This is a genomic window from Pedobacter sp. AC464 (assembly GCF_979253075.1).
Map to the genome: position 1 here is coordinate 1 of NZ_CEEDBV010000001.1, position 25779 is coordinate 25779.

The following is a 25779-nucleotide window of genomic DNA, read 5'->3' on the forward strand; positions in this document are numbered from 1 at the left end:
CGGTGCCAAATCTTAAACTGCATAAAATGCAGCTTAACAAGAACCCTTGCAGTAACAACTGCAGGGGTTTCTTCGTTTAAAAACTTAAGCGCAAAGACCAAAGCGGAAAGCTAAAAGGCTAAAGCTAAAAGTCCGAAGCGCAAAGACTAAAGTTGAAAGTCCACAGCGAATTCATTTGGCTGTTTTACTGGCGGGGAAGGTAGTTGGCCGTGCTGGCGGAAACAGGCGGACGTAGGTACCACCGGAACCGGCTGCCCTAAACCCGATGGCAGCGGAAATCCTTTTTGGCTGCACAAAGCCTTCACTTCCGGCAACACACGCAGCCCAAAAAGATTGCAGCAAACAGCGGGGCGGTAGCACCTATGGAAAACCAACGCTCGTTTTCCAAAATTTTAACCTGTGTGTTTAGCTAATCGAAAGGTTAGATGAGCGCTTTTTGAGTTTAGGAAAAATGTTTACCATTATCAATTTGCAAAGTAAGAATGGTGTGGAATACAACCTGGCTTAAAATGTAAGATAACTTGCATTTTTTATGCGTATCAATGTACATACTCTTCATCACTTATATCATATTTAAAACTGAATTAGGCCATTTGTGTTAATATTGTAAGGTTTGCCATATTATTTGGCTATCTTTGCTAATAACAAATATATAACCACAGATAATGAGTTTTTTTGCAGATAAAAGAAGGGAAGTAATGGTGCATATTGAAAAATATATGCTTGAGATGATGGATACCTATCTTAAACCAATTGACACAAATTGGCAGCCGTCTGATTTCTTACCAGATTCTACAAGCGACACATTTTTTCAGGACATTAGAAATTTAAGAGAAAATGCTAAGGATCTTTCTTACGATTTAGTTGCAGTTTTGATTGGTGATACAATAACGGAAGAGGCTTTGCCGACATATGAATCCTGGCTTGCAATGGTTCAAGGGCCTAGTATGAAGGAAGATGGTGGTTGGATGAAGTGGAACAGGCATTGGACTGCAGAAGAGAACAGGCATGGTGATTTGTTGAACAAGTACTTATATCTTTCTGGGCGGGTTGATATGCGGCAGATGGAAATTTCTACGCAATATTTAATCGCTGACGGTTTCGATATCGGTACCGGTCATGACCCGTACAGGAACTTTATTTATACAAGTTTCCAGGAAATGGCCACGAACATTTCTCACCGTAGAGTAGCTTCTCTGGCCAAAAAGGATGGAGATACTTTACTATCAAAAATGTGTGGTGTAATTGCTTCTGATGAGGCAAGGCATGCAAAGGCTTACAAAGATTTTATGAATAAGATTTTTGAAGTTGACCCTAATGAAGCAATGATTGCTTTTGAAGACATGATGCGTAAAAAGATTGTAATGCCCGCTCATTTTTTACGTGAGGTTGGCTTGAAAATTGGGCAGACCTTTGGCCACTTTACGGATGCTGCACAAAGACTTGGTGTTTACACTGCGGTAGATTATGTAGAAATTATGCAGCAGCTTATCGAAGATTGGAAAATTGAAGGCATGCGTGACCTGGATGAGGCTGGTGAAAAAGCTAGAGATTACATTATGAATTTGCCTGCAAGGCTTTTGCGGGTAGCAGAACGAATGAAAAACCCAACTATCGACTATAAATTTACCTGGATAGCTGGTTAAATTACCAATAACTTTTTTAAAGCCACGATTTTTTAATCGTGGCTTTTTTTGTTTTACATGTTTCTACGGTACTGGCCGCCTACTTCATATAATGCCTTGCTAATTTGTCCTAGTGAACAGACTTTGCAAACCTCCATTAACTGTTCGAAGATATTTTCACCCGCAATGGCCGATTTTTGAAGCTTTGTGAGGAGATATGCCGACTTATCTTCATTTCTATCTTGAAAGGCTTTTAAGGTTTCTATCTGATATTGCTTTTCTTCTTCAGTAGCGCGGATTACTTCGCCCGGAACAATAGTTGGAGAACCGTTTTTATTTAAGAAGGTATTAACGCCAACAATTGGGTACTCGCCGGTGTGCTTTAATGTTTCGTAATACAAACTTTCTTCCTGGATTTTGCCACGTTGATACATGGTTTCCATTGCACCTAATACGCCTCCACGATCGTTTATGCGCTTAAATTCTTGCAGAACAGCGTTTTCTACTAAATCCGTAAGTTCTTCTATAATAAATGCGCCTTGTAGCGGATTTTCATTTTTTGCTAATCCTAATTCCCTGTTTATGATGAGCTGAATTGCCATTGCCCTGCGTACTGACTCTTCGGTTGGCGTTGTAATGGCTTCATCGTACGCGTTTGTATGCAATGAATTACAGTTGTCATATATGGCATACAAGGCCTGCAAAGTGGTCCGGATATCGTTAAAATCTATTTCCTGAGCGTGAAGCGAGCGCCCGGATGTTTGAATGTGGTATTTTAGCTTTTGCGATCGATCGTTTCCTTTGTATTTATTTTTAATTGCTTTAGCCCAAATACGCCTGGCCACGCGGCCAATAACTGCGTATTCCGGATCGATGCCATTGGAAAAGAAAAATGATAAGTTTGGCGCAAAATCATCAATATGCATGCCCCGGCTAAGGTAATATTCTACAAATGTGAAGCCGTTGCTTAATGTGAATGCCAACTGCGAAATCGGGTTTGCGCCCGCCTCAGCAATGTGATAACCCGAAATTGATACAGAATAGAAATTCCGCACTTTTTCATCAATAAAATATTTCTGAATATCACCCATCATCCTCAAGGCAAATTCTGTTGAGAATATACAGGTATTCTGTGCCTGATCTTCTTTGAGTATATCTGCCTGGACGGTTCCACGGACTGAACTGATTGCATAGGCCTTTATTTTTGAGTAGACTTCCGAAGGTAGCACCTCGTCGCCTGTAACGCCGAGTAGCATAAGCCCTAATCCGCTATTTCCTTCTGGCAGTGTGCCGTTATAGCTTGGCCTCGGGATATTTTTTGATTTGTATATCGCATCTATTTTTTCGGCTACTTCAGCTTCCAGTCCGTTTTCAACTATGTATTTTTCACATTGCTGGTCTATCGCGGCATTCATGAAAAACCCCAACAACATAGGCGCAGGACCATTTATCGTCATTGATACGGATGTAGAGGCCGCACATAAATCAAAGCCTGAATATAGTTTTTTCGCGTCGTCTAAAGTGGCAATACTCACCCCTGAGTTACCAATTTTCCCATAAATATCCGGGCGAACATGTGGATCTTCGCCATATAAGGTTACCGAATCGAACGCTGTAGACAAACGGTGGGCGGGTTGACCCAAGGAAACGTAGTGAAAACGCTTATTTGTCCGTTCAGGCCCGCCTTCTCCGGCAAACATTCGTGTTGGGTCTTCTCCTTCCCGTTTCAACGGAAACACACCCGCCGCGTATGGAAATTCTCCGGGAAGATTTTCCGTAAGCAGCCAGCGCAAAATATCACCCCAGTCTTCATAACGGGGTAGGGAAACTTTTGGAATGCTAAGCTTGGATAACGACTCGTAATACAAGGGCTGTTTAATTTCTTTATCACGCACTTTGTAGATAAAAAACTCTTCTTTGTAACTGCGTTTGGTTTCAGGCCAGTGGCGGAGTAGTCGTCTACATTCGCCATCCAATTGCTCTTCGAAATGCGTGTATGCTTCTTCCAGTCCGGCACCAATTGCTAAAGTTTTATTTTCATCCGCAAGGTTTATTACACCTTTAAGCTGATACATTTTTCTGGCAATGGCAACTTGTTTATCAACCCATTCGTTGTAAGTCTGGCTGGATTCTGCAATCTCTGCCAAATAACGAATCCTATCCGGCGGTACAATGTAAATCTTTTCTGATTGCTCGGCCGTTAATTCCATTTTTGCATGGAAATCTGTTCCTGTTTTAACTTTTATCTGTTCCATTAAGGCCACAAACAAATTGTTCATGCCAGGGTCGTTGAACTGCGATGCCATAGTTCCATACACCGGAATTTCTTCATCTTTCGCATCAAAAATATTATGGTTGCGCTTATACTGTTTACGAACGTCCCTTAATGCATCTAAGGCACCTCTTTTGTCAAATTTATTGATAGCGACAAGGTCGGCAAAATCAAGCATGTCAATTTTTTCCAGTTGAGTGGCAGCGCCAAATTCTGGTGTCATCACATACAAGGAAACATCACAATGTTCGGTAATTTCTGTATCAGACTGGCCGATACCGGAAGTTTCCACAATTATTAGATCATAACCAGCAGCTTTACAAATATCTATGCTTTCCTGAACATTTTTGGAGAGAGCCAGGTTTGCTTGTCGTGTTGCAAGTGAGCGCATGTAAACCCGCGGATTGTTAATGGCGTTCATGCGTATCCGGTCGCCAAGTAAAGCGCCGCCAGTTTTACGTTTGGAAGGGTCTACAGAGATAATTGCTAATGTTTTATCCTTAACCTCTACAAGGAATCTTCTAACCAGCTCATCAACCAGTGACGATTTTCCGGCGCCACCGGTTCCTGTGATGCCTAAAATAGGGGCATTATTATTTTTCGAAAGCTTTTTTAGCTCGTCTACAAATGTTTGAGCACCTTCCGGATCGTTTTCTGCCACCGTAATTGCGCCGGCAATTGCTTTAACATCTTTGCCCGGAATGGTTACTAATTCATCTGTAATGATTGATTTAGTAACAAAATCCGTTTGTATAAGCATATCATTTATCATCCCTTGAAGGCCCATGCGCCTTCCGTCATCAGGAGAATAAATTTTAGAGATGCCGTAGGCTTCCAACTCTTCAATTTCTGATGGTAAGATAACGCCACCACCGCCGGCAAATATTTTAATATGGCCCGAGCCACGTTCCTGAAGCAAATCGAACATGTATTTAAAATATTCAATATGTCCGCCTTGATAAGAAGTCATTGCGATACCTTGAACATCTTCCTGAATGGCACAGTTAACAACCTCATCAACAGAGCGGTTATGCCCCAGGTGTATCACTTCAGCGCCTGATGATTGCAGAATTCGACGCATAATGTTTATCGTTGCGTCGTGCCCATCAAAAAGAGAAGCAGCGGTTACAAAACGGATTTTATTTTTTGGTTTGTATATTTCTACTTGTTGCATATTGCGGTATTTTGGAGAAAAGATAAATCTTTCCTTAAATATATTTGGTTGCGCAAATGTAAGAATTACTTATTATCTGGCAGATGATTAATAGCATTGATACTGATTATAAATAAAAATGCCCCAAAAAGTCTGGAACTTTCCGGGGCAATGAATTGCTGATGAATGGACTATTACTTGTTAGTAATCTCCGTTATGGGCTCACCAACGCAACCGCTTGGCATTTGAATGTGCAATAAAGCTGCGAGGGTCGGCGCTATATCAGTCATATAATGTGTTTTATTTGATGCGCCGGGTTTTATTCCCCAACCCATAAATACTAAAGGAATGTGCGAGTCGTAAGGATTCCAGTTACCATGTGTAGTACCAGTAGTACTGCCGTTAAACCAGTTTGGATCGAGAATGTAGTAAAGGTCGCCACTTCGGCGGGCATTGTAACCATTCGTAATCATTTTCTTCTGCACTTCTGGAATTGTAGCTAGTGAAATTCTTGATATATCGACAACGTTTGCAAAGCCGTCCATTCGTTTTAAGAATTCCATTGATGCTGATTTAATAACATCGAAACTAACTGTTCCATTGTCGGTTTTATCATGATCAAAAATTATCTGGTTATTCATTGATTTTAACACAACATTGTTAACCTTAAATTTATCGTTTAAAAAACTGTTTAATTTAAAAACGATATCCCTGTCGCTCACGGTGCCGCCCGGAAGTTTGTTCTCTTTCATGAAACCGGGTACGTGTGCCACGCCATGGTCTGCGCTTAAAAATATAGTGTAATTCCCTTTCCCAACTTTTTTATCAAGATAGTTGAAAAACTCTTCAAAGTCTTTGTCCAGGCGGAGGTAGGTATCTTCTGCCTCAATAGAATTAGGACCGTACGCGTGGCCAACATAATCTGTTGCTGAACAGCTTACTGCTAAGAAATCGGTGATGTTATCCTGTCCTAAATCTTCTGATAAAATTGCAAGCTTCGCTAAATCAAGCGTTATTGTATTTCCATAAGGCGTACTCCTAATGGCATCGAAATTTTTGTCGATGTTTTGAGTGAGCTGATGTGGAAATGTACTTGTTTTACCTTCATAATCTTTTTGGTCGGCGGTACTGTTTACGTACGATGCTATGGGATACAGCGTTTCCCAGTTCTTTGCGTAAAATTTATTTGCCAATTTAAGTTTGTTGTAGTCAGCAATCCAGCTAGGAACTTCTTTCATATAGTATGAACTGGTAATCCAGTTTCCTGTGCTGCCCTGGTACCAATAAGCTGCGTTTGCGGCGTGGCCCGCCGGCAAAATAGACCCTCTATCTTTAAGAGAAATTCCAATTACTTTTCCCCTAAAGTTTGTAGCCAATCTCAATTCGTCAGTAATTGTAGTTGCTAATAAATTTTTTGGCGACATATTTCCCTCGCTTGATGGCGTGCTGCCTACCGTAACAACGGTCGAATCTTCTGTACAATAAACATTCTTTTTGGTTTCAGGATTGTACCAATCATTACCCACAATTCCGTGGATGGCCGGTATAGAACCTGTGTAAATAGAGCTGTGCCCAACTGCGGTGTACGTTGGCGTGTATGGAATGAAAGTATTTTCGACCGAGAATCCTTCGTTAATTAGTCTTTTAAATCCACCGTTAGTGTACCGGTTGTAATATCGATAAAGGTAATCCCAGCGCATTTGGTCTACTACTAAACCAACAACCAATTTTGGTCTGGCAACTTCAGCGGGGAATGTTTTAACAGGTGTTGATTTTTTTGTTTGAGCTGAAACTGTTGTGAGCGATAAGATAGACAGGGAAACGATTAAGCTCGAAATTTTCTTCATTCTAATTTATTTTAAACGCTAAAAGTAATAATTTTTAGATGAAGAATTTTTGAACTTTCTGTAAAGTTTTTATAGTGCTTCGGCCACTACAAAAGTGCTGCCACCGATGAAAATCAGATCATTTTCACCCGCATGACTGATTGCAGCCGCTTTGGCTTCCGGCACTGACTGGCAAGCAATTCCCTCCAACCCAAATTCCGCTGCCTGCTTCTGGAGTTCGTACGTTTCAAGGCCACGTTCTATGTCTGGCTTGCAAAAATAGTAACTTGCGTTTTTTGGCATTAACGATAATACTTTGGTGATGTCTTTGTCTTTTACCATCCCGAAAACGATGTGGAGGCGCTCATACTGCGTCTGTTCTATATTCTTTATCACCTCCGTTATGCCAGCATCATTATGGCCGGTATCGCAAATCATCAGCGGGTTTTTGCTTAAAGTTTGCCAACGCCCCTGTAGCCCTGTAAGTTTTTTAACCTGAGCGAGCCCGTCGTAAATTGATTTTTTCGCAACCTTAAGTCCGCTCTGCTCATTTAAAACATCAAGTGTTTTTAATACAGTCAAAATGTTTTTTGGCTGATACAAGCCTGTTAAGTCACTCTTTAATTTTTGATATTTAAGTGCGTTCTTCTCATAAACTGATAGTTGTAGTTTATTGTTTTTAACGGAAATATCCCGAGCTTCTAAATCACCATCGGCGAAAAATATCTGAGCGCTCTCAGCTTTTGCTTTTTCAACGAAAATTGGTTCAGATTCAGGGTGAGTTTCACCAATAACTACAGGGATTCCTTTTTTTATGATACCTGCCTTTTCGCCCGCAATCTCCGGCAAGGTGTTTCCAAGCATATTCGTGTGGTCGAGACTGATGTTCGTAATCACAGAAATTTCTGGCGTAATGATATTTGTTGAATCCAAACGCCCCCCAAGGCCAACTTCTATGACTGCGATATCCACCTGGTGCCTCGCAAAATGTTCAAAGGCCATTGCAACAGTAGCTTCGAAAAATGAGGGTTCGATTTCAAAAATTAGCTTCTTATTCGTTTTAACAAAAGATTTAACTTCAGCTTTGCTTATCATTTTCCCGTTTATACGAATTCGTTCGCGAAAATCTTTCAGATGGGGTGAGGTGTACAATCCGGTTTTGAAACCCTGAGCCTGTAAAACAGACGCCAACATGTGTGATGTAGAACCTTTGCCATTCGTACCTGCAACATGTATGCTTTTAAACTTATTTTGTGGATTGTTTAAAGCTTCACAAAAAATGATTGTATTGGTTAAGTCTTTCTTAAACGCAGCGGCACCAACCCTGGTAAACATGGGTAATTTACTGTAAAGGAAATCCAGCGTTTCTTGATAGTTCATCCTTTTTAATAAAGAAAATAGAAATGGGTAGGCTTATTTCACCTTGAAGTTAAACACGACTACACCTGTTTGGTTATCGGTGCCAACATCTGATTTACTTAACGACGAATTTAGCACGGCCTGGATACACTTGTTAACTAAATCAGTATCTGTAATTGTAGAACCTTTTAACTCCTGATTTGCCCTTGTAATGTCTCCGTTTTTGTTGAAATAGATTCTGATGGCAATTTTGCCGGTTTTCTGTCCGTCATCTTTAGGTATAACGAGATTAGAAAAGCGCCTTAACTCTATTGGTTTATTTCCGAAGCCTGAACCCCCGTTACCATAATTATTAGCCAATGGGTCACCATTTACCGAGCCCTGATTCCCAGGAGTGTTCCCAGTTCCATCGCCGCCGCCCTGACCGGTATTTTTCTTGCCTTTGTATAGTGCGTTCTGATTAATGACCGGCTTTGAAGGTTTTTCTTCTGCTGTAGTTGTCGGGGTAGTTGTAGTTGGCTTCGTTTTTTTCGTATTTACACTTATTGCATCTTCTGTATTCTGTGTCTGAATCTCCTTATCACTTGTTTGCGATTCGGTATTTTCCGTAACCTTTTCTTCCGGTACAACTTTATCTGGCCGCTTATTGTTGGCGTTTGGGTCCGCAGATGGTTCCTCGATACTTGTATAATCATCACCCATGCCGGTTTCGGCAGTTCCATAATTCACAACCATCCCGCCCATACCCAAATCTTCGGGTGGCTCGAAAGAATTAATCACAATTAAAAAGCTAATCGCAAGCAAAAGCCCCATTATTCCGGTAGAGATTGCGACGGCTTTTGGATAATTATTTTCTTCTTTGTAATTCATTATTTTTTCGGCTCAACAGCTAAAACAAGTTTTAATTTCAATTTGTTCGCTACATCGTAGGCAACCATTATATTTTCTGCGGGAACATTTTTGGCCACATATAAAATAATGGTCATATCAGGCGCCAGCTTTTGGTAAGCTTCAATAGCTGATTGCAGACTTTCTGCAGTTGCTGGTTTTTTATCAACGAAATAATTTAAATTCTCGTCTATACTAACTGTAACTGCTTTTTTAGCTGTAGACTGTTGTCCGCTGGATGATTGCGGCAATAACAATTTAACCACCTGTGGATTTACGACCGCCGATGCCAATAGAAAAAACAGCATCAGAAAGAACATTATATCATTTAATGCCGATGTATGTACTTCTACCGAGCCTTTAGTTCTCTTTCTTAAATTCATTATTTACCCGGTTCTTCTAATAAATCAATAAAGTCAATTGCATCGGTTTCCATTTTAAGAATGATTTTTTCGACCATTATGTTTAAAATGTGGTATAAAACATAAGCAATAATACCAATAATTAAACCCGTTGCCGATGTAATCATTTTGGTGTACAAACCACCAGAAATTGTACCGATTTCAATCGCTCCTTTTATTGATACCTGATGGAAAATGGTAATTACCCCAACAATTGTACCCACGAAGCCAAGCATTGGTGCAATACCTGCAACAATACCTAAAATACTTATATTTTTTTCGAGTTTTGAAACTTCTAATTTTCCAACGTTCTCAATTGCACCTTCAATATCTTTAATTGGACGGCCAATTCTTTTTAGCCCTTTTTGCAACATGCGGGATAGGGGCGAGTTGTTGTTTCTTAAAAGGGCAGAAGCACCTTCCAAATTTCCAGATTGTATGTAAGATCTGATCTGAACCATTAAATTTGATTCATCCTTTGTAGATTTTTTAATTGTAAGGTAACGTTCAACGAAAATAACCAATGCCAGGAAGGCTAAAAAAGCCAACGGAATCATTACCCAACCACCTTTGAATAACAGATCTATAAAATGCAATTCCGGTGCCGGTTGTGATAATGTCGGGTTTAAGGCATTTGCCGTGTCTTGAAGCGCTTGCGTGGTGTCTTGAATTAATAAAGTTATCATTATGGTTGTGTGTTGTTTTTTATTTCTTTAACGTAAAATCCTTCTCCTTTTAATCTCTTTTGGAGGATATTCTTTTGTTTTTCAGCTTCGTCTTTTGTAGTAAAGCTGGCAATACTGACTTTTTTTCTTTTGCCTTCCATCTTTGCAATGGTTGCATTAAGGCCAATTTTTTTCACTTTATCGATGTACCGTTGCGCTGCAGCTTCAGTAGCGTAAGAAACTGAAATTACATGAAACATCGATGTTCCCGGAGCAGCTACGGTTTGCTTTTGATTAGGCGTGATATTTTTTCTGCTAACTGTATCAGCCATTGCCGATACCTGATTTGCCTTTAAAATACTATCGGTTTTTGCAATCGAATCTTGTTTGGTTTTTGTTGCATCGGCCTTGTTTACATTTGCAGAATCTACAACTTTAGCAACCGATGTTGGTTCTTTCACTGTTGCTGAATTTCCGAACCATTCCGGTTTAACAAAGTACGCGATTGCGACAAGTAAAATTAATACAAAAAGGGCAATCCATACCTTTGGCCAAACAGATTTGCTTTCCTCTTCGTGGATTTCGGTATAGTCAAGCGGGTCGTTACCAAATCGATTTGGATGCTCCGCATGCTGTTCTTTTATAAATTCAGGAGCTTCGATAACTTTTTCGACCGTTGATGAATCATCCTCAAGGTTTACGTAGGTTTTAGGAAGTTCGGATTCTGGTTGATGGCCAAACCGATTTGGATGTTCCTGATGTTGCTCTTTTACAGACTCAGGCACAGCAACTTCGTCATGCTTAACATCGGCAGTTGAGCCTGACTCGACATTTGAGTTGGCAAGCGTATGCTTCAAATCATCTTTTACCTCATCTAATTCTATGTTTTCGATTAGAGGATGTTTTGCTTCGTCCTGAGGCAAATTATTGGCAGTTAAATGTGCGCCATTACCCGGAGCTTCCGCAATTTCATCATAAATTTCATGCGCTGTTTCAGGGTGGGTTTGATTTTCCTGCTCTGTCTTCTGTTGTACTGGTGGCTCTGCCGAAACTTCAGTTTCTGCTATCGCTGGTAAACCATAAAACTCAGAACCATAAATTATAGCTTTAGATGGTTCGAAACTTAAACCTTCGTGCTCAGTAAAAAATAAGCGACCTATGTTTTCAAGCTCAGCCTCGTGGTCAATTTCCAAACGCTTGTTTACCTCCTCAACAAATTGAGCAATGTAATATGCTGCGCTTTCAGCTGAAATACTCCTTTTTTCGGAGATAAAGGTTTGCAGCAAGTTTTCATTCTTAACATCGCTGGTAAATTGCAGGCTATATCCCGGAGGTAAAAACGATTGTTTTTCCTTGTCGTATCTGCCAGCAAATTTTTTTTTTAAAAAGGTACCAAGGCCGGTCAATCCAACCGAAGTATTTTGCTGTAAGAGTTCTGAAAGGTATAATAAGATATCCATTCCGGTAAAATTAGCGTTTTATTCTAAATCGACACAATAATAAATTAACGTGCTTAAAAAGAATAGGTTAGGCCACCAAATACGTTAAAGCCATTTACCTGGTAAAATAAGTACCTGCTATAATTGGTATTTAAGATGTTATTAGCTTTAGCGAAAACTGAGAATTTGTTGTTTATGCGATACTCCGCTCCAAGGCCCAAATCTACAAAACCTTTAACGGTTTGAATGAGTTCGATATTGGTATTTGGAACTACATACTGGCTTGCCGGAACCGGTGCGCCAGTATATATCTTCGCTTTAACATCATCCTGAATTACTACTGCCGCATTAAAGCTCAATTTTTTGTTATAAGTGTAAAGGAAATTAGAACTCACTTTTAAGCCTGGTTTAACCCAGCTATAGGTTTCAGATGCTGGCTTGTAGTCGTCTATATTTAATTTACCCGTCCATTTTAAAGCATCACTAACCTGAACCGAGATTTCACCTTCCAAACCAGTTATTTTTGCTTTCCCAAAATCATAGATTACGTCGAATTTATTAAAATCGGTAAAGTTGTTCACAAATAAAGGCATGTCATCAATTTGTTTCATGTAGAAACGTGCTTTGTAGCCAAAACCAGGGCCGCCCGTGCCTTTTATTCCTGCACTAATGCTTAATTTTTCAACCGTGTTCTTAATCAGGATGTTGTTATTTAACCATGGATTTTCATCTGTAAAAGTTTTCATCGAATTGCGGTTTACATCTCCTTTTACTTCTCCGAAAACCTGTAAATAGTCAGGAATTAATGTAAAATCTGCGGTAACAGCTGGGAAAATCCTTGTGCTGCTGTAGGCTCCGAATTCCTGAACGAAATTAATGCCGGCGGTAACTTTTGCCCCTTTTACCTGTAAACGGATATAAGGGTTTAAACGCAAAAGGTTATTTCCTACGCTTGTTGCCAGATCCTTGGTATTGCCAAATTCGGTTGATGCTGCGAGCCCTAAATTTAAAGAGTTAATCCGCTTGTTTAAATACCCGTTTAAAGTTAAATAACTTTCTTTTGCACTAAATTTGTCGTTCCATACGTAGCCATTCGCCTTCACAGCATAGCTAAAAGCATCAGTATCTTCCTTATAATTTCTTATCAACTCTCCTTCTGCCTCAAATAATGTTAGGGCTTGCTTTTGAGGATTAGGGTTTAAAGCAGGACGATCATTATCGATACCGTAGAAATACAAACCATTGCGCTCGAAATTGATTCGGCCGCTAATTGTATTTTCATCCATAATGCTCCGGCCAAAAAGGCTAAATTGCTGGTTGCTGCTGTTCTGCTTGTTCAGTTTACCTTCCTGACTGAAGTGTTTAAAATAGCCACCAACCTGTAGGGCAGGGTCGCGGCCCATATTTACATAGACCTCGCCGAGCAAAGTTGCCAGTGAGCCAAAGCCACCTTTTACGTAATTGTTTACTAACTCAGTTTGTTTTTCATCAACCAAGGCCTGCGCCTGAAGCTTCTGTATATCACTGTTAATCTCAAGTTTTCTATCCGTTACACTATAGTTAAGTTTCGCCTTATAGGTTTTAACATCATCCAAATTCGGACTTCTCCGCAGTTTAACGGCTTCAGCTAAAATTGGTTTGTAAGGACGAACAACCTCTATCTCTTCACTAACCGCCGCTTTCTCTTCCTGTTTCTTTTCCTGCGCCTCAGCTGTGATAAATCCGGCAGCAAAAATGAGCGTACTGTATATATATTTATTAAACTTCATGATTTTACTTCTTCGGGGTTAGTTTTTCTAATTTTTGTTTTGCCGTAGGGATGATGTCATCTGTTTTATTATCATAATTATCGATAATGCTTAGCAGTGTACTTTTCGCCTGCAAATTGTCCTTAAGCGCAACATAATTGTCTGATAATAAGATGAATGATTTAGCCACCCAATAATCGTATGATGCCATGTTGTTAATTAAATCGAAACAGGTTTTTGATGAAGTTTTATAATCACCTTTCGTATACTCCAGAAAAGCAAGGTTATACTTGGCTTCTGCAGCGGCAATTGTTTTTGTACTGGCCACAACATTTTTAAATTCTTTTACGGCCGTGGTTGTATCGCCTTTCAATAAATAAGCTTTACCAGCATATAAACCCGAACTGTTTTTTTCTTCCTCTGATGCCTTTTCAGACTCCTTGGTCAGCTGTGCATATTTTATCATGTCGTCAGCCGAATTGAGAGCAGTGTAAGCTTTCAACAAATTATTAATTGCATAACCGTAATGTGCTTTATAATCTGTAGTAGTTTCCAGGCGCTTCAAATAGACGATTGCTTCGTTATACTTTTTCTGGTCTAGAAACACTTTAGAAATACTTAATAACGAGCGCTCTGTATAATCGCTTGTCCAGTCATTTAATATGTATTCATAATCTGCAATAGCATCTTCTGGCCGGCCTAATTTAACCAATGATTCTGCCCTGATGAATTTTCCCTCCTTATCATGAATTGCTTTCGGGAACTTATCGAAGTAAGCATTGATCGCCTGTAAAGCACCGTTTGCATCTCCTTTTAGGTATAAATTATTGGCAGCCGCGAAAACAATGTTATCTTGTTCTGCATTAGAATAATTACCTAGTGGTGTTGTGCCAGCATAGCTAATAAAGCCATTCGCATCGCCTTTATCGATGTAGATATTTTTGATAGATTCCATTGCCTGCTTAGCTTCATCGGCGCTTGGATAATCACGAATAACTTTTTTGAATGATTCCAAAGCGGCATCGTCCTGGTCCTGATTGTATTGTACCAAACCAATGGTTACCAACGCCTTTGGAACATAGCTGCTGCGAGGATACTTTGCAACCAAACCAACTAAATCGGTTTTAGATTTTTCTAAATCACCTTTGTTAAAATAAGTATAAGCCGTTTCAAAGCCCGCGTCGTCGGCATAATTTGAGTTTGGAAAGCGTTGCAGCAAAGTTTGCATGGTTGCAATTTTAGTATCGTACTGGTTTTCCAAACCTTGTATCATACCTTTTTGAAAAATGGCATAATCTTCAGCACTTGTTTTGCGACTAATTATCTTATTATAATTATTCATCGCATCGCCGTAGCTCTTATTAACAAAGTATGAATCTGCTAAACGAATTGTTGCATCATCAACCGTTTTCTGGTCTTTATCATTTCCTGCCAAAAACTTCTCGAAGTAAGTAGCCGCTTTGCTGTATTTCTCATCTTCGAAAGCGGCGTATGCCAACGCATAATTGGCAAAGTTATAAACGCCCGTTTTATCGGCATCAGGCATTTTTAAAAATTTCTCGAATGTAGCAACCGCTTCACCATATTTTCTCAGTTCGTACATCGATTCTGCTTTCCAATAGGTGTTTAAGGCATGTATCTCATTATCTTCGGGAAATTTATCAGAACGCAAGAACATAGACAAGGCATTCGGGAATGCTCTTTCATTGTAAAATTCAAGTCCGCGGAAATAGGTAACTTTCTGATAAGCCTCTTTAGCTTCTAAGTTTTTATCGGGGATTGGCTCGAGGATATCTACGGCAGCCTGATAGTTTTTGGTGGTAAGCAATACTTCACCCAAAAGAATTTTTGCTTCGTTTGTTTTCTTTGATTTTGGAAAAGTTTTTAAGAAAGTTTGTGTCGCATCAAGCGCTTGCTGATGAAAATTCAACTCATAACTTAATTTCGCATAATTTAACCATGCTTCTTCCTGTATAGCCTTGTCGAAATCTAATCGCGAAGCCCTGAAAAAAGCACTTTGGGCTTTTTCTTTATTGCCCAACTGGATAAATGCTTTTCCTAAAGTGTGCATACCATTTTGAAGGTAAACATCATCCGTGTTCAATTTTTCCAATACAGCAACCGACTGCGTGTATTTTTTATTCTGAAACAAGGAATAGCCATACTGGTAAATGAAAAGGTTGTTTTTTACTTCGCTTTTATCTTTTGCGTAAAACGCTGCAAAATATTTCTCAGCATTTTTAAAATCTGATTTTGCAAAGTAAGAAGCAGCCACTAAACTCAGCATTTCGGGCTCAAATTGTTGTTTAGTTTTCGCAATGGCTGGGAGCGCATAGCTTATTACATCATCATAACGTTCATCCAGGTAATACATAGAGGTTATGTAATACGGATAACTTGCTTCATAGGTAGGCGAGCCTTTAAGTTTTTCGAAATTGGCTAAGGCTGTTTTATACTCTTTGTTTAGGTAGTTAATGTAGGCAAAATAGTAAGTAGCACTTTCCTGAAATTCACCCTCTTCTTTTTTAACTTTTTCAAAAAGGGGTTCGGCTTTCTCATAATCCTTTAACTGGAAATATGAATAACCTTGCTTAAACTGATATTCGTTTCTTTGCTTTCCGGATAGGGTGGAAGGATCGGTTTTTTCAAACCATTCGAGCGCTTTCTCATAATTCTTTTGATTGAAATAGGTCTTTCCAACATAGAAATAAGCAAGTTTTGTATTTGGATTTAAAGGGTAATCGCGAATGAAGGCTTGAAATAAACTCTCTGCATCGCTGTTTGTAAGTTCCAACGCACAAACAGCTGCGTAGAACTTTGCATTTTCTTTCAGCAGCGATAGTTCTGCATTACTTTCTGATTGCGATGCGGGTTTAATACGTTGCTGTTCTACAAGTTTAAATTGCTGCGATGCGGCTGTGTATTTTTCTTTATCTAATAATTCTAACCCCGTTTGATAGTTTTTATTGAGGTTTTGCACCGCACTAACTTGTGCATATGTGCTAAAACTTCCTGCTAAAATTAGCGGAATCAGTAAGTATTTTTTTTTCATTCGTATATCTTTTCAATGGTAATGCGCCATCATAATTTCGCTATAACAGCACTTTATCAGGTGGTGTTTGTTGCAACGGTTTCAAAAATGGTCGGTACTAAATTAGAAATAGTATCAAAGCTTATCAACAGAAGTAATTAACATCTGTTAATAACACAAATTAACGACAGGAATTTTTATTTGGTATCAGGGAAGTTAGATTGTGGAAAATTTCGCTGGTTTTAGCCCTGACTTGCCAACAAGTAAAGAACAGCCATTCTTACTGCAACACCATTTTCAACCTGCTCGAGAATGATGGATTGCTTGCTATCTGCAACGTCGCTGGTAATTTCAACGCCACGGTTTATTGGGCCAGGGTGCATTACAACAATCTCTTTGTCCAGGTTATCCAGAATCTGTTTATTCAATCCGTACATCATTGCATATTCCCTTAACGATGGGAAGTATTTAATGTCTTGGCGCTCGAGTTGGATGCGCAGCATGTTCGCTACGTCGCACCAGTTTAGTGCTTTTAGCAGGTTGTGTTCAACCTTTACACCAAGTTGATGAATGTGTTTTGGTATTAGCGTAGTTGGGCCGCAAACCATAACTTCGGCGCCTAGACGCTGCAGGCAGAGAATGTTGGAAATGGCAACCCTTGAGTGTAAGATATCGCCTACGATAACAACTTTTTTCCCCGCAACATCACCAAGTTTCTGGCGGATAGAAAAGGCATCGAGCAAAGCCTGGGTTGGATGTTCGTGGGCACCGTCTCCTGCGTTAACAATTTGAGCTTTAACATGTCTGCTCAAAAACTGACCCGCACCGGCGTATGGATGTCGCATCACCACCATATCAACTTTCATCGAAAGGATATTGTTAACGGTATCAATCAATGTCTCACCTTTGCTTACTGATGAAGATGATGCCGCAAAATTTACAACATCTGCAGAAAGCCTTTTCTCGGCCAGCTCGAAAGACAGTTTGGTGCGTGTTGAATTTTCAAAGAAAATATTGGCGATTGTAATGTCACGAAGTGATGGAACCTTTTTAATCGGCCGGTTAATCACTTCTTTAAAATTATCTGCAGTTTCGAAAATCAATTCGATATCATTCCGGTTAATATCTTTAATACCTAAAAGATGTCGGGTTGATAGTTTGTCTGCTGCCATTTTTTATTTATTGTTTTTCGGATAATAAAATCACTTTATCTTCTGCACCTTCGTCGGCCCAACTTACTTTAACATGTTGAGAATCCAGGCTATCTACCTGTAAGCCGATATAGTTAGGCTCGATAGGTAAGTGTCTGCTAAATCTTCTGTCAATTAGCACTAAAAGTTCAACTTTTTCAGGCCGCCCATAAGCTAAGAGGGCATCCATCGCTGCTCTTATTGTTCGTCCAGTCCAAAGCACATCATCAATAAGAATTACTTTTTTTCCTTCAATTATAAAATCAATTGAATTGCTGCTAGCCGTTACAAGACCGTCTTTGCGGCGAAAATCATCTCTGAAAAAAGTAATGTCGAGGTTTCCTTTTAAGATTTTCTTATTTTTTAAAATGCTCTGTAGTTCGGATTGAATGCGGTCTGCCAAGAAAATGCCTCGGGGTTGAATCCCGATTAAAACGGTATTTGCGAAATCGTCGTGATTTTCAATTAGCTGACGGCAAAGTCGCTTAATTGTTATCTGAATTTTTTGTCCGTCAAAGATTGTTTTCTTTTGCATTGAAGAAGGATTGGGCAAATATAGGCAAAAACACTAAAGTTGAAAGCAGAAAGTTAAAAGTTATCAGGTAAAAGGACAAAGCATTTGATTACTAAACTGTTGTATTTATATATCTTTTTAGCTAATCAATCTTCAAACATTAACAGCTAATTTACTGCGTTATACTTCCTGTAAATAAAATGCATTGCCCGCATCAGCATCGTGTTAAATTACATGAAATGGTATTTTACCGATAGTTATACTTCGCTCAATACTTTATATTTGTATATGGAGCCAGTAATTTTTTTTGATGGTATTTGCAACCTTTGCAACGCGTCGGTGCAGTTTGCAATTAAGCGGGATTCGAAAAAAGTTTTCAGGTTTACGGCTTTACAAGGTGTTTTCGCTCAATCAGTTTTGCCTGAATACAATATAGATTTAACGAAAATAAACTCAATATTGCTGCTCGACGAGAACCGGATTTATACTAAGTCATCAGCCGCGTTAAGAGTAGCAAAGAAACTCGATGGATTATGGCCCTTATTATATGGTTTAATTATTATTCCGAAATTTATAAGAGACTGGTTTTATGACGTCGTCGCTAAAAATCGTTATAAATGGTGGGGCAAGCAGGAGGTTTGTTGGGTGCCAACGCCGGAATTAAAGAGCCGGTTTTACGATTAATTGTCCAGGTACCTTTTAGAATAGGTTATTCCCATCAAATCGTAACGACTAAACTGCGATTTCAACCTTCTTTGAAAGTCTGGATAATTCTTTTTCTCTTTTGGGCTCCACAAAATTTCGCTTAAGGCATCGAGGCGTGGAAATAGCTGATATTGTACTTTTGCAGGATTTGTGATGTATTCAGTCCACAAACAACCCTGGCCACCCCAAATATAGCTTGTTTTTTCTGCGCTTAACGCTGCAGGAAGGGGTTCATAATTATATACATCAATCAGTAACGACGGTTTACCTGCGGTTAAACTATCTTCTTTCACAAACTGTGCATGGTTAAAGTACATTTTGTTTTCTGGAGTCATGATGGCTTTGTGACTTTGGTTGGCTGCGTCAATTCCCCCTTTTTCCCCTTGCCAGCTCATCACTACGGCATTTGGCGCCAATCCACCTTGCAAAATTTCATTCCAGCCGATAATTGTTTTTCCTTTAGCATTCACAAATTTTTCTATCCTTCGGATGAAATAACTTTGCAGTTCGCTCTCCGTATTCAGTCCGTTTGCTTTCATAATCTGCTGGGAAACTGAGGAGCGTTTCCACCACACTTTCGATGCTTCATCGCCACCGATGTGAATGTATGGCGATGGAAATAGGTCCATTACCTCTGTTAAAACATTCTCAAGAAACTTAAAAGTGGTATCAGATGCCTGAAGTACATTGTTGTACTTATTCATCATGCCCCAGGTTTCCGCAACGCTATACTTTTTATTGGGTTCTGTGCCCAATTCTGGATTGGCAGCAAGAAGCGCCATACTATGCGCAGGCATTTCAATTTCGGGGATAATGGTGATATAACGTTTTGCCGCATAATCTACCACATCTTTAATTTCCTCTTGTGTATAGAAACCGCCATGTTTAATGCTGTCTGTTTTTATGATGGCATCCTTCGGTGTAATTTTTATTTCTGATGGAAATACCTGGTATTTTATGTTTTCATTTCCTTTTCCAGGCCATAAACCAATAATGCTTCCATTTCTCCAGGCACCGATTTCCGTCAGCTTTGGATATTTTTTAATTTCGATTCTCCAGCCATGGTCGTCTGTTAAATGCCAGTGAAAATAGTTCATTTTATGCAGGGCTAAATAGTCAATATATTGTTTTACAAAGGCCACATCAAAAAAATGCCGGCTAACATCAAGGTGCATTCCGCGGTAATCGAAGCGAGGATAATCAGTAATGGAAACGGCCGGAATTTGAAGTGCGTCAGCTTTTGCATTTGGCAATAACTGAATTAAGGTTTGTATAGCATAGAATACGCCTTGAGCAGACGATGCCGAAATCTGAATCTGCTTATTGTTGCAATTGAACTCATAAGTATCCGGATTGGTTGGATTTAAATTACCGATAGCCAGCTTGATTACATTTGTATTTATGCCGGATGTTGTATCTCTGCTTATTGCAATTCCATAATACTTTGTTAAATAATCATTTAAGAAATTGATGCTGTTTAACAATGAATCAGGGGCAATTATTTTTGTACCGCTATTTATTGTAAAAGGAGGTGTAGCAGGATTTAAACTAACTTGCACCGGCTGCGGAATGATATTCACTTCCTGTGCAGAGAGTTTCCAGCAAAAGCCAATTAAAAAAAACAAAAGGATAATTTTTTTCATAACGAGTCGGTTTTCCTTTTCAAAAGTAATAATTATAGGCGTTTGAAATGAAAGCCTTTGGTAGAACGAACTACTTATGTTACATAAACCCGATGGGAGGGAAATCCTTTTTGGTTGTGCGATTAAACAGGTTTAGCACAAAAATAGACCAAAAAGATTGTACAAACAGCGGGACTGGCCTTTCCGAAGCGTGCTTGCATTCGTTTCCAAATTATTTGTGCTGTATATAACATTTTAAGTGTTAAATACATTTCGCCTACTCTTAAATGCATCAGTCGGTGGTAAGTGTTTATACCTTTTGCGGATTTTTGGGTAAAAAAAATCCCGATAACTTTCGCTATCGGGATTAATATTATCAGTTAAAAAGAACTAGCCTTTTTTAGCTTTGCTTTCTTCGCCTTCTAATTGCGATTTCAATTGAGCCAATACGTCTAAGTCTCCTAAAGTAGATTTCTCTACAGAATCTTTAACTTTTTTAACTGCAGTTACAGCAGCTTTAGCTTCTTTTTTCTTAGCATTTCTTTCTTCTGCTACTGCTTCAGCTTTAACTTCTTCCCAAATACGAGCGTGAGAAACAACGATGCGTTTAGCTTCTTTGTTAAACTCGATAATTTTGAAATCGTTAGTTTCTTCTGCTTTAACTGAAGTACCATCTTCTTTAACCATGTGTTTAGTTGGTACGAAACCTTCTACACCGTATGGTAAAGCAATAACAGCACCTTTATCAGTTACTTTAACAACAGTACCTTGGTGAACCGAATCTAAAGTAAAGATAGTTTCGAAAGTATCCCAAGGGTTTTCTTCTAATTGTTTGTGACCAAGGCTTAATTTGCGGTTGTCAACATCAAGTTCTAAAACAACAACGTCTAATACATCACCAACTTTAGTGAATTCGTTAGGGTGGTTTACTTTTTTAGACCAAGATAAATCAGAGATGTGGATTAAACCATCAATTCCTTCTTCAATTTCAACGAAAACGCCGAAGTTAGTCATGTTTTTAACCGTTGCTTTGTGCTTGCTTCCAACCGGGAATTTAGCAGCAACTTCTTGCCATGGGTCGTTAGATAATTGTTTAATACCTAAGCTCATTTTGCGCTCGTCTCTATCTAAAGTTAAAACTTCAGCTTCGATCTCATCACCAACTTTTAAGAATTCCTGAGGGTTTCTTAAGTTTTGTGACCAGCTCATTTCAGAAACGTGAATTAAGCCTTCAACACCTGGGATAATTTCTAAGAAAGCACCGTAATCTGCAACAGTTACGATTTTTCCTTTTACTTTAGAACCAACCTGAATGTCAGCACTTAGGTTTTCCCAAGGGTGTGGAGTTAATTGTTTTAAGCCTAAAGCGATACGTTTTTTCTCATCATCGAAATCTAAAACAACTACGTTGATTTTTTCATCTAATGATAATACTTCTTTTGGATGCTCTATGCGGCCCCAAGAAATATCGGTAATGTGAAGTAAACCATCAACACCACCTAAATCGATGAACACACCGAAATCAGTAATGTTTTTAACAGTACCTTCTAATACCTGTCCTTTTTCTAATTTAGAAACGATTTCTACTTTTTGGCTTTCTAAATCGTCTTCAATTAACACTTTATGAGAAACAACTACGTTTTTAAACTCATGGTTAATTTTAACAACTTTAAATTCCATTGTTTTACCCACGTACACATCGTAATCGCGGATAGGTTTAATATCAATTTGAGAACCTGGTAAGAAAGCTTCAACGCCCATGATATCAACAATTAAACCACCTTTAGTACGGCTCTTAACGAAACCATTGATGATTCTATCATTTTCAAGAGCCTCGTTAATCGCTTCCCAAGATCTTTGGGTTTTTGCTCTTTTGCGAGAAAGGATCAACTGACCGTTAGCATCTTCTGGTGCTTCAACGAAAACGTCAACTGAATCGCCGATTTTTAGATCTGGTGTATCACGGAATTCTGAAGTAGAAACTAAACCGTCTGATTTAAAACCAACGTTTAATACTACATCTTTGTTGTTAATTGAAACAACGATACCGCTAATAATTTCACCTTTAGTGATCTGATTAAACGTTCCGGCATACATATCTTCAAACTTTTTACGGTCTGCATCATTGTAATTACCGAAAACTTTTTCATCTGCATCCCAGTCGAAATCTTCGGTTGGTGTTGCTAATGATGATTTGATCGATTCGATCGAAACTGAATCAGCTTCTGATTCAATAGTTTCTTTTTCAGTTAGGCGTCCGCCTTCTCCCTGAAGTTCAGCTGTTTTTGCTGCTAATTCTTTTTCTGCTACTTGTTTTTTAGCCATTAATTAATTATCTCCTTTTTTCCCTATTTAGGGACTGCAAAGGTAAAACTTTTTTAATAAATAGAAAAGATTTTTTTAATAAATGTTGCTGATTTTAAGGTTATTAGAAAAGGAGTAACAACTATTTAGCATCGAGTATCAAGATTGGATGCAGAAAATAGACATTTGTAATTTTACGCCAGCAGACAGATTTTAGCAAACCGGAGAATTTTATTTATCGATTGAACCTAATGATTTGGAAATGAGCGTCAAGTATTTCTTCGCATACAGTAGCCCCGTTATTCGCTATAGCCCCGGGAAAAAAATCGGGGGCTGCCGCTACTACCGGGTTTAAAAACAACAGATAGTACCACAAATTGCAGCAGGCAATTACTTTTTGGTAAATGTACCTCTTGTAAAACCTTCGCCAATTAAGGTGTTTTCATCCCTAATCAAAAGCATTATTGTATTTTGCTGGTCGTATAACTTTATCATTTCTCCGTCTATTACATATTTCGATGTAAAAACAGAATCGGTATAAGCATCAGTAACGGTAACAGAATCTTTCGATTTAAAGTTGAAAGTTTTGTACTGAATATCTTCGTTGCTGGAAAAAGTGCCAGAAACAACCTTCGCCTGTATAAAAGTAATGAAACAAAAATAACCGATTACAAGGATTACAATTACAGAAAACGCAACCAAAACCTTGTTTCCACTCGCATATTTAATGGAGAAATACAGAACAGTAAATAAAATTAATGCAACAATTACAAAGAAAACAATACTGGCATAATCTTTAGTTTCTTTTGGTACCGAAGCCGCAATTGTTGATGCTGTTGCTACTGGTTTATTTACAGGAGAAACCCTAACCAAAAATTCTTTACTAGCCCAGCCTTCGCCATTGGTAACCTTTATTTTAAAGTAACTTGCATTGCTCGAGTCCAGAACCGCAACATTTTCACTTTCGGGCAGGTAGCCAATAACTTTACTTTTTGGGTCTGCCTGTGCTCTTACCCTTAAATTATCTGTTGTAACCCGGTAAATTACATCTGCTGTCGCTGTGCTTTGACTTTGCTGCGGCGTTTTGGATTCAGTTTCACTGGCATGGGCTACTGGTGTCGCCGTAATCTTTTCTACAAAATCTTTGCTCACCCAACCTTCGCCATTTCTTAATTTTACTTTATAAAATTTATCGTTTGAAGCATCTAAAACAATGATCTTTTCATTCTGTGAAATATTTGCGATAACCTTGCTCTTCGGGTCGCTGGTTTGCCTAACGCGAAGCTTGTCTGCTTTCACACGATAAGTATCCTGTGCGATTGCAAGATTTGAAAATATAGAAAGCGCAATTAGTAAAAAGAAAGTTTTAAGCATAATGTTTGGATTTCTTCAGGCAGGTTTATAACAAAATTTCATCGACGCTTGGAACAAACATCGTGCTAAGCGTTCCAAAATTATGAAATACTTTTAAATTGAGGGTAGAAAAGCCGTAGATATTGGTTCGGTACAGTTACCAACTCCCGCCGGTTCCGCCACCGCTACTGCTTCCACCTCCCCAACTACTGGATGATGATGACGATGATGAGCTGCTGCTCGAAGATGAAGAACCCGAAGATGAGCTAGACTGGACAAGCATTGGCAAAGCCACCCAACTAATAAATTCGGTTTTTTTGCAGAAACTACATTCATTAACCACTTTCGCTTTACCAGCGTGGCTGTAAGTTGCGGTTGTAACGGTAACTTGCTTGTTTAACTGATAAGTTCTAAAGCTGCAGTCAGGACACTGGATAAAAGTATCGTATTCTTCAGCTGGCCATTGTTTAATAACATGTTGCTTTCCGTCACAGCTTTCCCAGATATCGTAATCATAAGCCTTAACCATTTCTTCTTTACGTTGCCCCGCACTTAAAAATGGTTCGCCTTCTACATTCACATCCCTATCCACCCGAATCATTTCCCTTTGCTTATCATCTAAAATGGGCTTAAAACGATCGATATTTTTGCTGCGCTTAAACAGGTAATTCAATAGTAGAATTAAAATCAGCGGTGAAAAAATAATCAGCCAAAAATTCTTTCTATTAAAAGAAGTTACCGCTTCAAAGAAATTTTCGTCATCATTATGATTTTTTCTCAATGAGGATAGGTAATAAAGATATCGAAAAAATAATGCAATGGCCAATATACCGTACAATATGAACGGTGCATGTACCAACCTAATATTTTGGAGAAAACGAAAGCCATCGAAAAAAACGACAATAAAAATGCAGGCGAAAACCACAATAAAAAGGCCCACACATCCATTTGCTATTTTCTTTTCGAGATTGTTGTTATCGCCAGCTTGTTTGCCAACATTGCCTTTCGCCTGGCGGTTAATTAAAGTAAACACGCCAAAAAATAGAACGGCAATTGCAGCTATGTAGAGCCAACTTTTATCTGATGAGTTTCCGCCAGCCTCCGGTTGAGTAAATAATTGATTCAATTCGGCCTCATTATCCGGATTGAGAATAACCTTGCCGATGGCCTGGATGGTATTAATAATTCCGGTGCCGAAATCATTTTCTCTAAAGGCGGGCAGGAGTTTTTGCTCAGCAATATGCTTTAACTTAACATCAGGTAATACCCCTTCCGTTCCTGTGCCGGTTATAAATCGATATTTCCGGCGGTCTTTAGCGATGAACAGCAGCAAACCATTGTTGCTGGTTTTCTGCCCAATTCCCCAGGTGTTAAAAAGTTCGTATGCAAAATCAAAATCCTCTTTATCCTTTTCAAAATCGTTCACAATTACTACTGCAACCTGAACATTTGTTTTTTGCTCAAAATCGGAAATTGCGCTGTTGATTTGGCTTACAACATCCGAAGTTAAAATTCCATCAGGGTTACTTACCCAACCACCACCATCTTTTTTAGGGTCTGGAATTTCGTTTACCCGATAAGGCTTTTGGGCGTATGTTGTTACAGCAAGGGTGGTGAAAAGAAATAATAGAAAAGCTTTGAGCAGGTGAGTTCTGAGCATTATATAGATAATTTTCCGGTTACG

General features: G+C 39.0%; 17 protein-coding genes. 2 read left to right on the forward strand and 15 right to left on the reverse strand.

Annotated features, from left to right (window positions below; all coding sequences use genetic code 11):
- Nucleotides 1-665: 665 nt before the first annotated feature.
- Nucleotides 666-1646 (forward strand): acyl-ACP desaturase, encoded by a 981-nt coding sequence (locus AC0IWT_RS00005; protein ID WP_056870346.1) that lies wholly within the window; start codon nt 666-668, stop codon nt 1644-1646.
- A 53-nt stretch (nt 1647-1699) separates the two neighbouring features.
- Here AC0IWT_RS00005 and AC0IWT_RS00010 read toward each other — a convergent pair whose 3' ends face one another.
- From AC0IWT_RS00010 to pyrR, 11 genes are all read right to left on the reverse strand, one after another.
- Entirely contained in the window at nt 1700-5071 is a 3372-nt protein-coding gene (locus tag AC0IWT_RS00010; RefSeq protein WP_471795446.1) for a methylmalonyl-CoA mutase family protein, read from the reverse strand.
- Nucleotides 5072-5244: 173 nt separating this feature from the next.
- Nucleotides 5245-6897 (reverse strand): alkaline phosphatase PafA, encoded by a 1653-nt coding sequence (pafA, locus tag AC0IWT_RS00015; RefSeq protein ID WP_471795447.1) that lies wholly within the window; start codon nt 6895-6897, stop codon nt 5245-5247.
- Between the two features lie 69 nt (nt 6898-6966).
- On the reverse strand, nt 6967-8256 hold the full coding sequence (locus AC0IWT_RS00020; RefSeq protein ID WP_471795448.1) for a bifunctional folylpolyglutamate synthase/dihydrofolate synthase: 1290 nt from the start codon (nt 8254-8256) through the stop codon (nt 6967-6969).
- A gap of 33 nt (nt 8257-8289) precedes the next feature.
- Nucleotides 8290-9105: an energy transducer TonB gene (locus AC0IWT_RS00025; RefSeq protein ID WP_471795449.1), complete on the reverse strand. Its 816-nt coding sequence runs from the start codon at nt 9103-9105 to the stop codon at nt 8290-8292.
- Nucleotides 9105-9506 (reverse strand): ExbD/TolR family protein, encoded by a 402-nt coding sequence (locus tag AC0IWT_RS00030; RefSeq protein ID WP_056870341.1) that lies wholly within the window; start codon nt 9504-9506, stop codon nt 9105-9107. Before AC0IWT_RS00030 ends, AC0IWT_RS00025 begins: the two co-directional genes overlap by 1 nt.
- The gene (locus tag AC0IWT_RS00035; RefSeq protein ID WP_056870340.1) at nt 9506-10210 is read right to left on the reverse strand and encodes a MotA/TolQ/ExbB proton channel family protein; all 705 of its coding nucleotides are present in this window, start codon (nt 10208-10210) and stop codon (nt 9506-9508) included. Before AC0IWT_RS00035 ends, AC0IWT_RS00030 begins: the two co-directional genes overlap by 1 nt.
- Nucleotides 10210-11649 (reverse strand): HU domain-containing protein, encoded by a 1440-nt coding sequence (locus tag AC0IWT_RS00040; protein WP_471795450.1) that lies wholly within the window; start codon nt 11647-11649, stop codon nt 10210-10212. Before AC0IWT_RS00040 ends, AC0IWT_RS00035 begins: the two co-directional genes overlap by 1 nt.
- 53 nt (nt 11650-11702) lie before the next feature.
- Complete coding sequence (locus AC0IWT_RS00045) at nt 11703-13397, reverse strand: TonB-dependent receptor (RefSeq protein ID WP_471795451.1); 1695 nt, start codon at nt 13395-13397, stop codon at nt 11703-11705.
- 4 nt (nt 13398-13401) lie between these two features.
- Nucleotides 13402-16428: a tetratricopeptide repeat protein gene (locus AC0IWT_RS00050; RefSeq protein WP_471795452.1), complete on the reverse strand. Its 3027-nt coding sequence runs from the start codon at nt 16426-16428 to the stop codon at nt 13402-13404.
- A gap of 221 nt (nt 16429-16649) precedes the next feature.
- The gene (locus tag AC0IWT_RS00055; RefSeq protein ID WP_056870336.1) at nt 16650-17579 is read right to left on the reverse strand and encodes an aspartate carbamoyltransferase catalytic subunit; all 930 of its coding nucleotides are present in this window, start codon (nt 17577-17579) and stop codon (nt 16650-16652) included.
- 7 nt (nt 17580-17586) lie between these two features.
- Nucleotides 17587-18132 carry a bifunctional pyr operon transcriptional regulator/uracil phosphoribosyltransferase PyrR gene (pyrR, locus tag AC0IWT_RS00060; RefSeq protein ID WP_056870335.1) on the reverse strand — a complete coding sequence of 182 codons (546 nt, stop codon included), beginning with the start codon at nt 18130-18132 and terminating at the stop codon, nt 17587-17589.
- 213 nt (nt 18133-18345) lie between these two features.
- Here pyrR and AC0IWT_RS00065 point away from each other — a divergent pair, with 213 nt between their 5' ends.
- Nucleotides 18346-18795, forward strand: a complete 450-nt coding sequence (locus tag AC0IWT_RS00065) for a thiol-disulfide oxidoreductase DCC family protein (protein WP_471795453.1) — start codon at nt 18346-18348, stop codon at nt 18793-18795.
- Here AC0IWT_RS00065 and AC0IWT_RS00070 read toward each other — a convergent pair.
- The 4 genes from AC0IWT_RS00070 to AC0IWT_RS00085 form a co-directional block, all read right to left on the reverse strand.
- A complete protein-coding gene (locus AC0IWT_RS00070; RefSeq protein ID WP_471795454.1) occupies nt 18792-20459 on the reverse strand; it encodes a beta-N-acetylhexosaminidase in 1668 nt (555 codons plus the stop codon). The genes AC0IWT_RS00065 and AC0IWT_RS00070 overlap by 4 nt on opposite strands.
- A gap of 369 nt (nt 20460-20828) precedes the next feature.
- A complete protein-coding gene (gene rpsA / locus AC0IWT_RS00075; RefSeq protein ID WP_056851431.1) occupies nt 20829-22763 on the reverse strand; it encodes a 30S ribosomal protein S1 in 1935 nt (644 codons plus the stop codon).
- A 369-nt stretch (nt 22764-23132) separates the two neighbouring features.
- On the reverse strand, nt 23133-24116 hold the full coding sequence (locus AC0IWT_RS00080) for an SH3 domain-containing protein (protein WP_471795455.1): 984 nt from the start codon (nt 24114-24116) through the stop codon (nt 23133-23135).
- Nucleotides 24117-24252: 136 nt separating this feature from the next.
- Nucleotides 24253-25755, reverse strand: coding sequence for a TPM domain-containing protein (locus AC0IWT_RS00085; RefSeq protein WP_471795456.1), 1503 nt, complete (start codon nt 25753-25755; stop codon nt 24253-24255).
- Nucleotides 25756-25779 lie beyond the last annotated feature (24 nt).

What these genes read in the sequence shown, in the direction of transcription:
- AC0IWT_RS00050 (WP_471795452.1), bottom strand. Translation starts at nt 16,428, where the DNA reads ATGAAAAAAAAATACTTACTGATTCCGCTAATTTTAGCAGGAAGTTTT.
- AC0IWT_RS00070 (WP_471795454.1), bottom strand. Translation starts at nt 20,459, where the DNA reads ATGAAAAAAATTATCCTTTTGTTTTTTTTAATTGGCTTTTGCTGGAAA.
- AC0IWT_RS00025 (WP_471795449.1), bottom strand. Translation starts at nt 9,105, where the DNA reads ATGAATTACAAAGAAGAAAATAATTATCCAAAAGCCGTCGCAATCTCT.
- AC0IWT_RS00085 (WP_471795456.1), bottom strand. Translation starts at nt 25,755, where the DNA reads ATGCTCAGAACTCACCTGCTCAAAGCTTTTCTATTATTTCTTTTCACC.
- AC0IWT_RS00010 (WP_471795446.1), bottom strand. Translation starts at nt 5,071, where the DNA reads ATGCAACAAGTAGAAATATACAAACCAAAAAATAAAATCCGTTTTGTA.
- AC0IWT_RS00020 (WP_471795448.1), bottom strand. Translation starts at nt 8,256, where the DNA reads ATGAACTATCAAGAAACGCTGGATTTCCTTTACAGTAAATTACCCATG.
- AC0IWT_RS00005 (WP_056870346.1), top strand. Translation starts at nt 666, where the DNA reads ATGAGTTTTTTTGCAGATAAAAGAAGGGAAGTAATGGTGCATATTGAA.
- AC0IWT_RS00030 (WP_056870341.1), bottom strand. Translation starts at nt 9,506, where the DNA reads ATGAATTTAAGAAAGAGAACTAAAGGCTCGGTAGAAGTACATACATCG.
- AC0IWT_RS00055 (WP_056870336.1), bottom strand. Translation starts at nt 17,579, where the DNA reads ATGGCAGCAGACAAACTATCAACCCGACATCTTTTAGGTATTAAAGAT.
- pyrR (WP_056870335.1), bottom strand. Translation starts at nt 18,132, where the DNA reads ATGCAAAAGAAAACAATCTTTGACGGACAAAAAATTCAGATAACAATT.
- pafA (WP_471795447.1), bottom strand. Translation starts at nt 6,897, where the DNA reads ATGAAGAAAATTTCGAGCTTAATCGTTTCCCTGTCTATCTTATCGCTC.
- AC0IWT_RS00065 (WP_471795453.1), top strand. Translation starts at nt 18,346, where the DNA reads ATGAAATGGTATTTTACCGATAGTTATACTTCGCTCAATACTTTATAT.
- AC0IWT_RS00040 (WP_471795450.1), bottom strand. Translation starts at nt 11,649, where the DNA reads ATGGATATCTTATTATACCTTTCAGAACTCTTACAGCAAAATACTTCG.
- rpsA (WP_056851431.1), bottom strand. Translation starts at nt 22,763, where the DNA reads ATGGCTAAAAAACAAGTAGCAGAAAAAGAATTAGCAGCAAAAACAGCT.
- AC0IWT_RS00080 (WP_471795455.1), bottom strand. Translation starts at nt 24,116, where the DNA reads ATGCTTAAAACTTTCTTTTTACTAATTGCGCTTTCTATATTTTCAAAT.
- AC0IWT_RS00045 (WP_471795451.1), bottom strand. Translation starts at nt 13,397, where the DNA reads ATGAAGTTTAATAAATATATATACAGTACGCTCATTTTTGCTGCCGGA.
- AC0IWT_RS00035 (WP_056870340.1), bottom strand. Translation starts at nt 10,210, where the DNA reads ATGATAACTTTATTAATTCAAGACACCACGCAAGCGCTTCAAGACACG.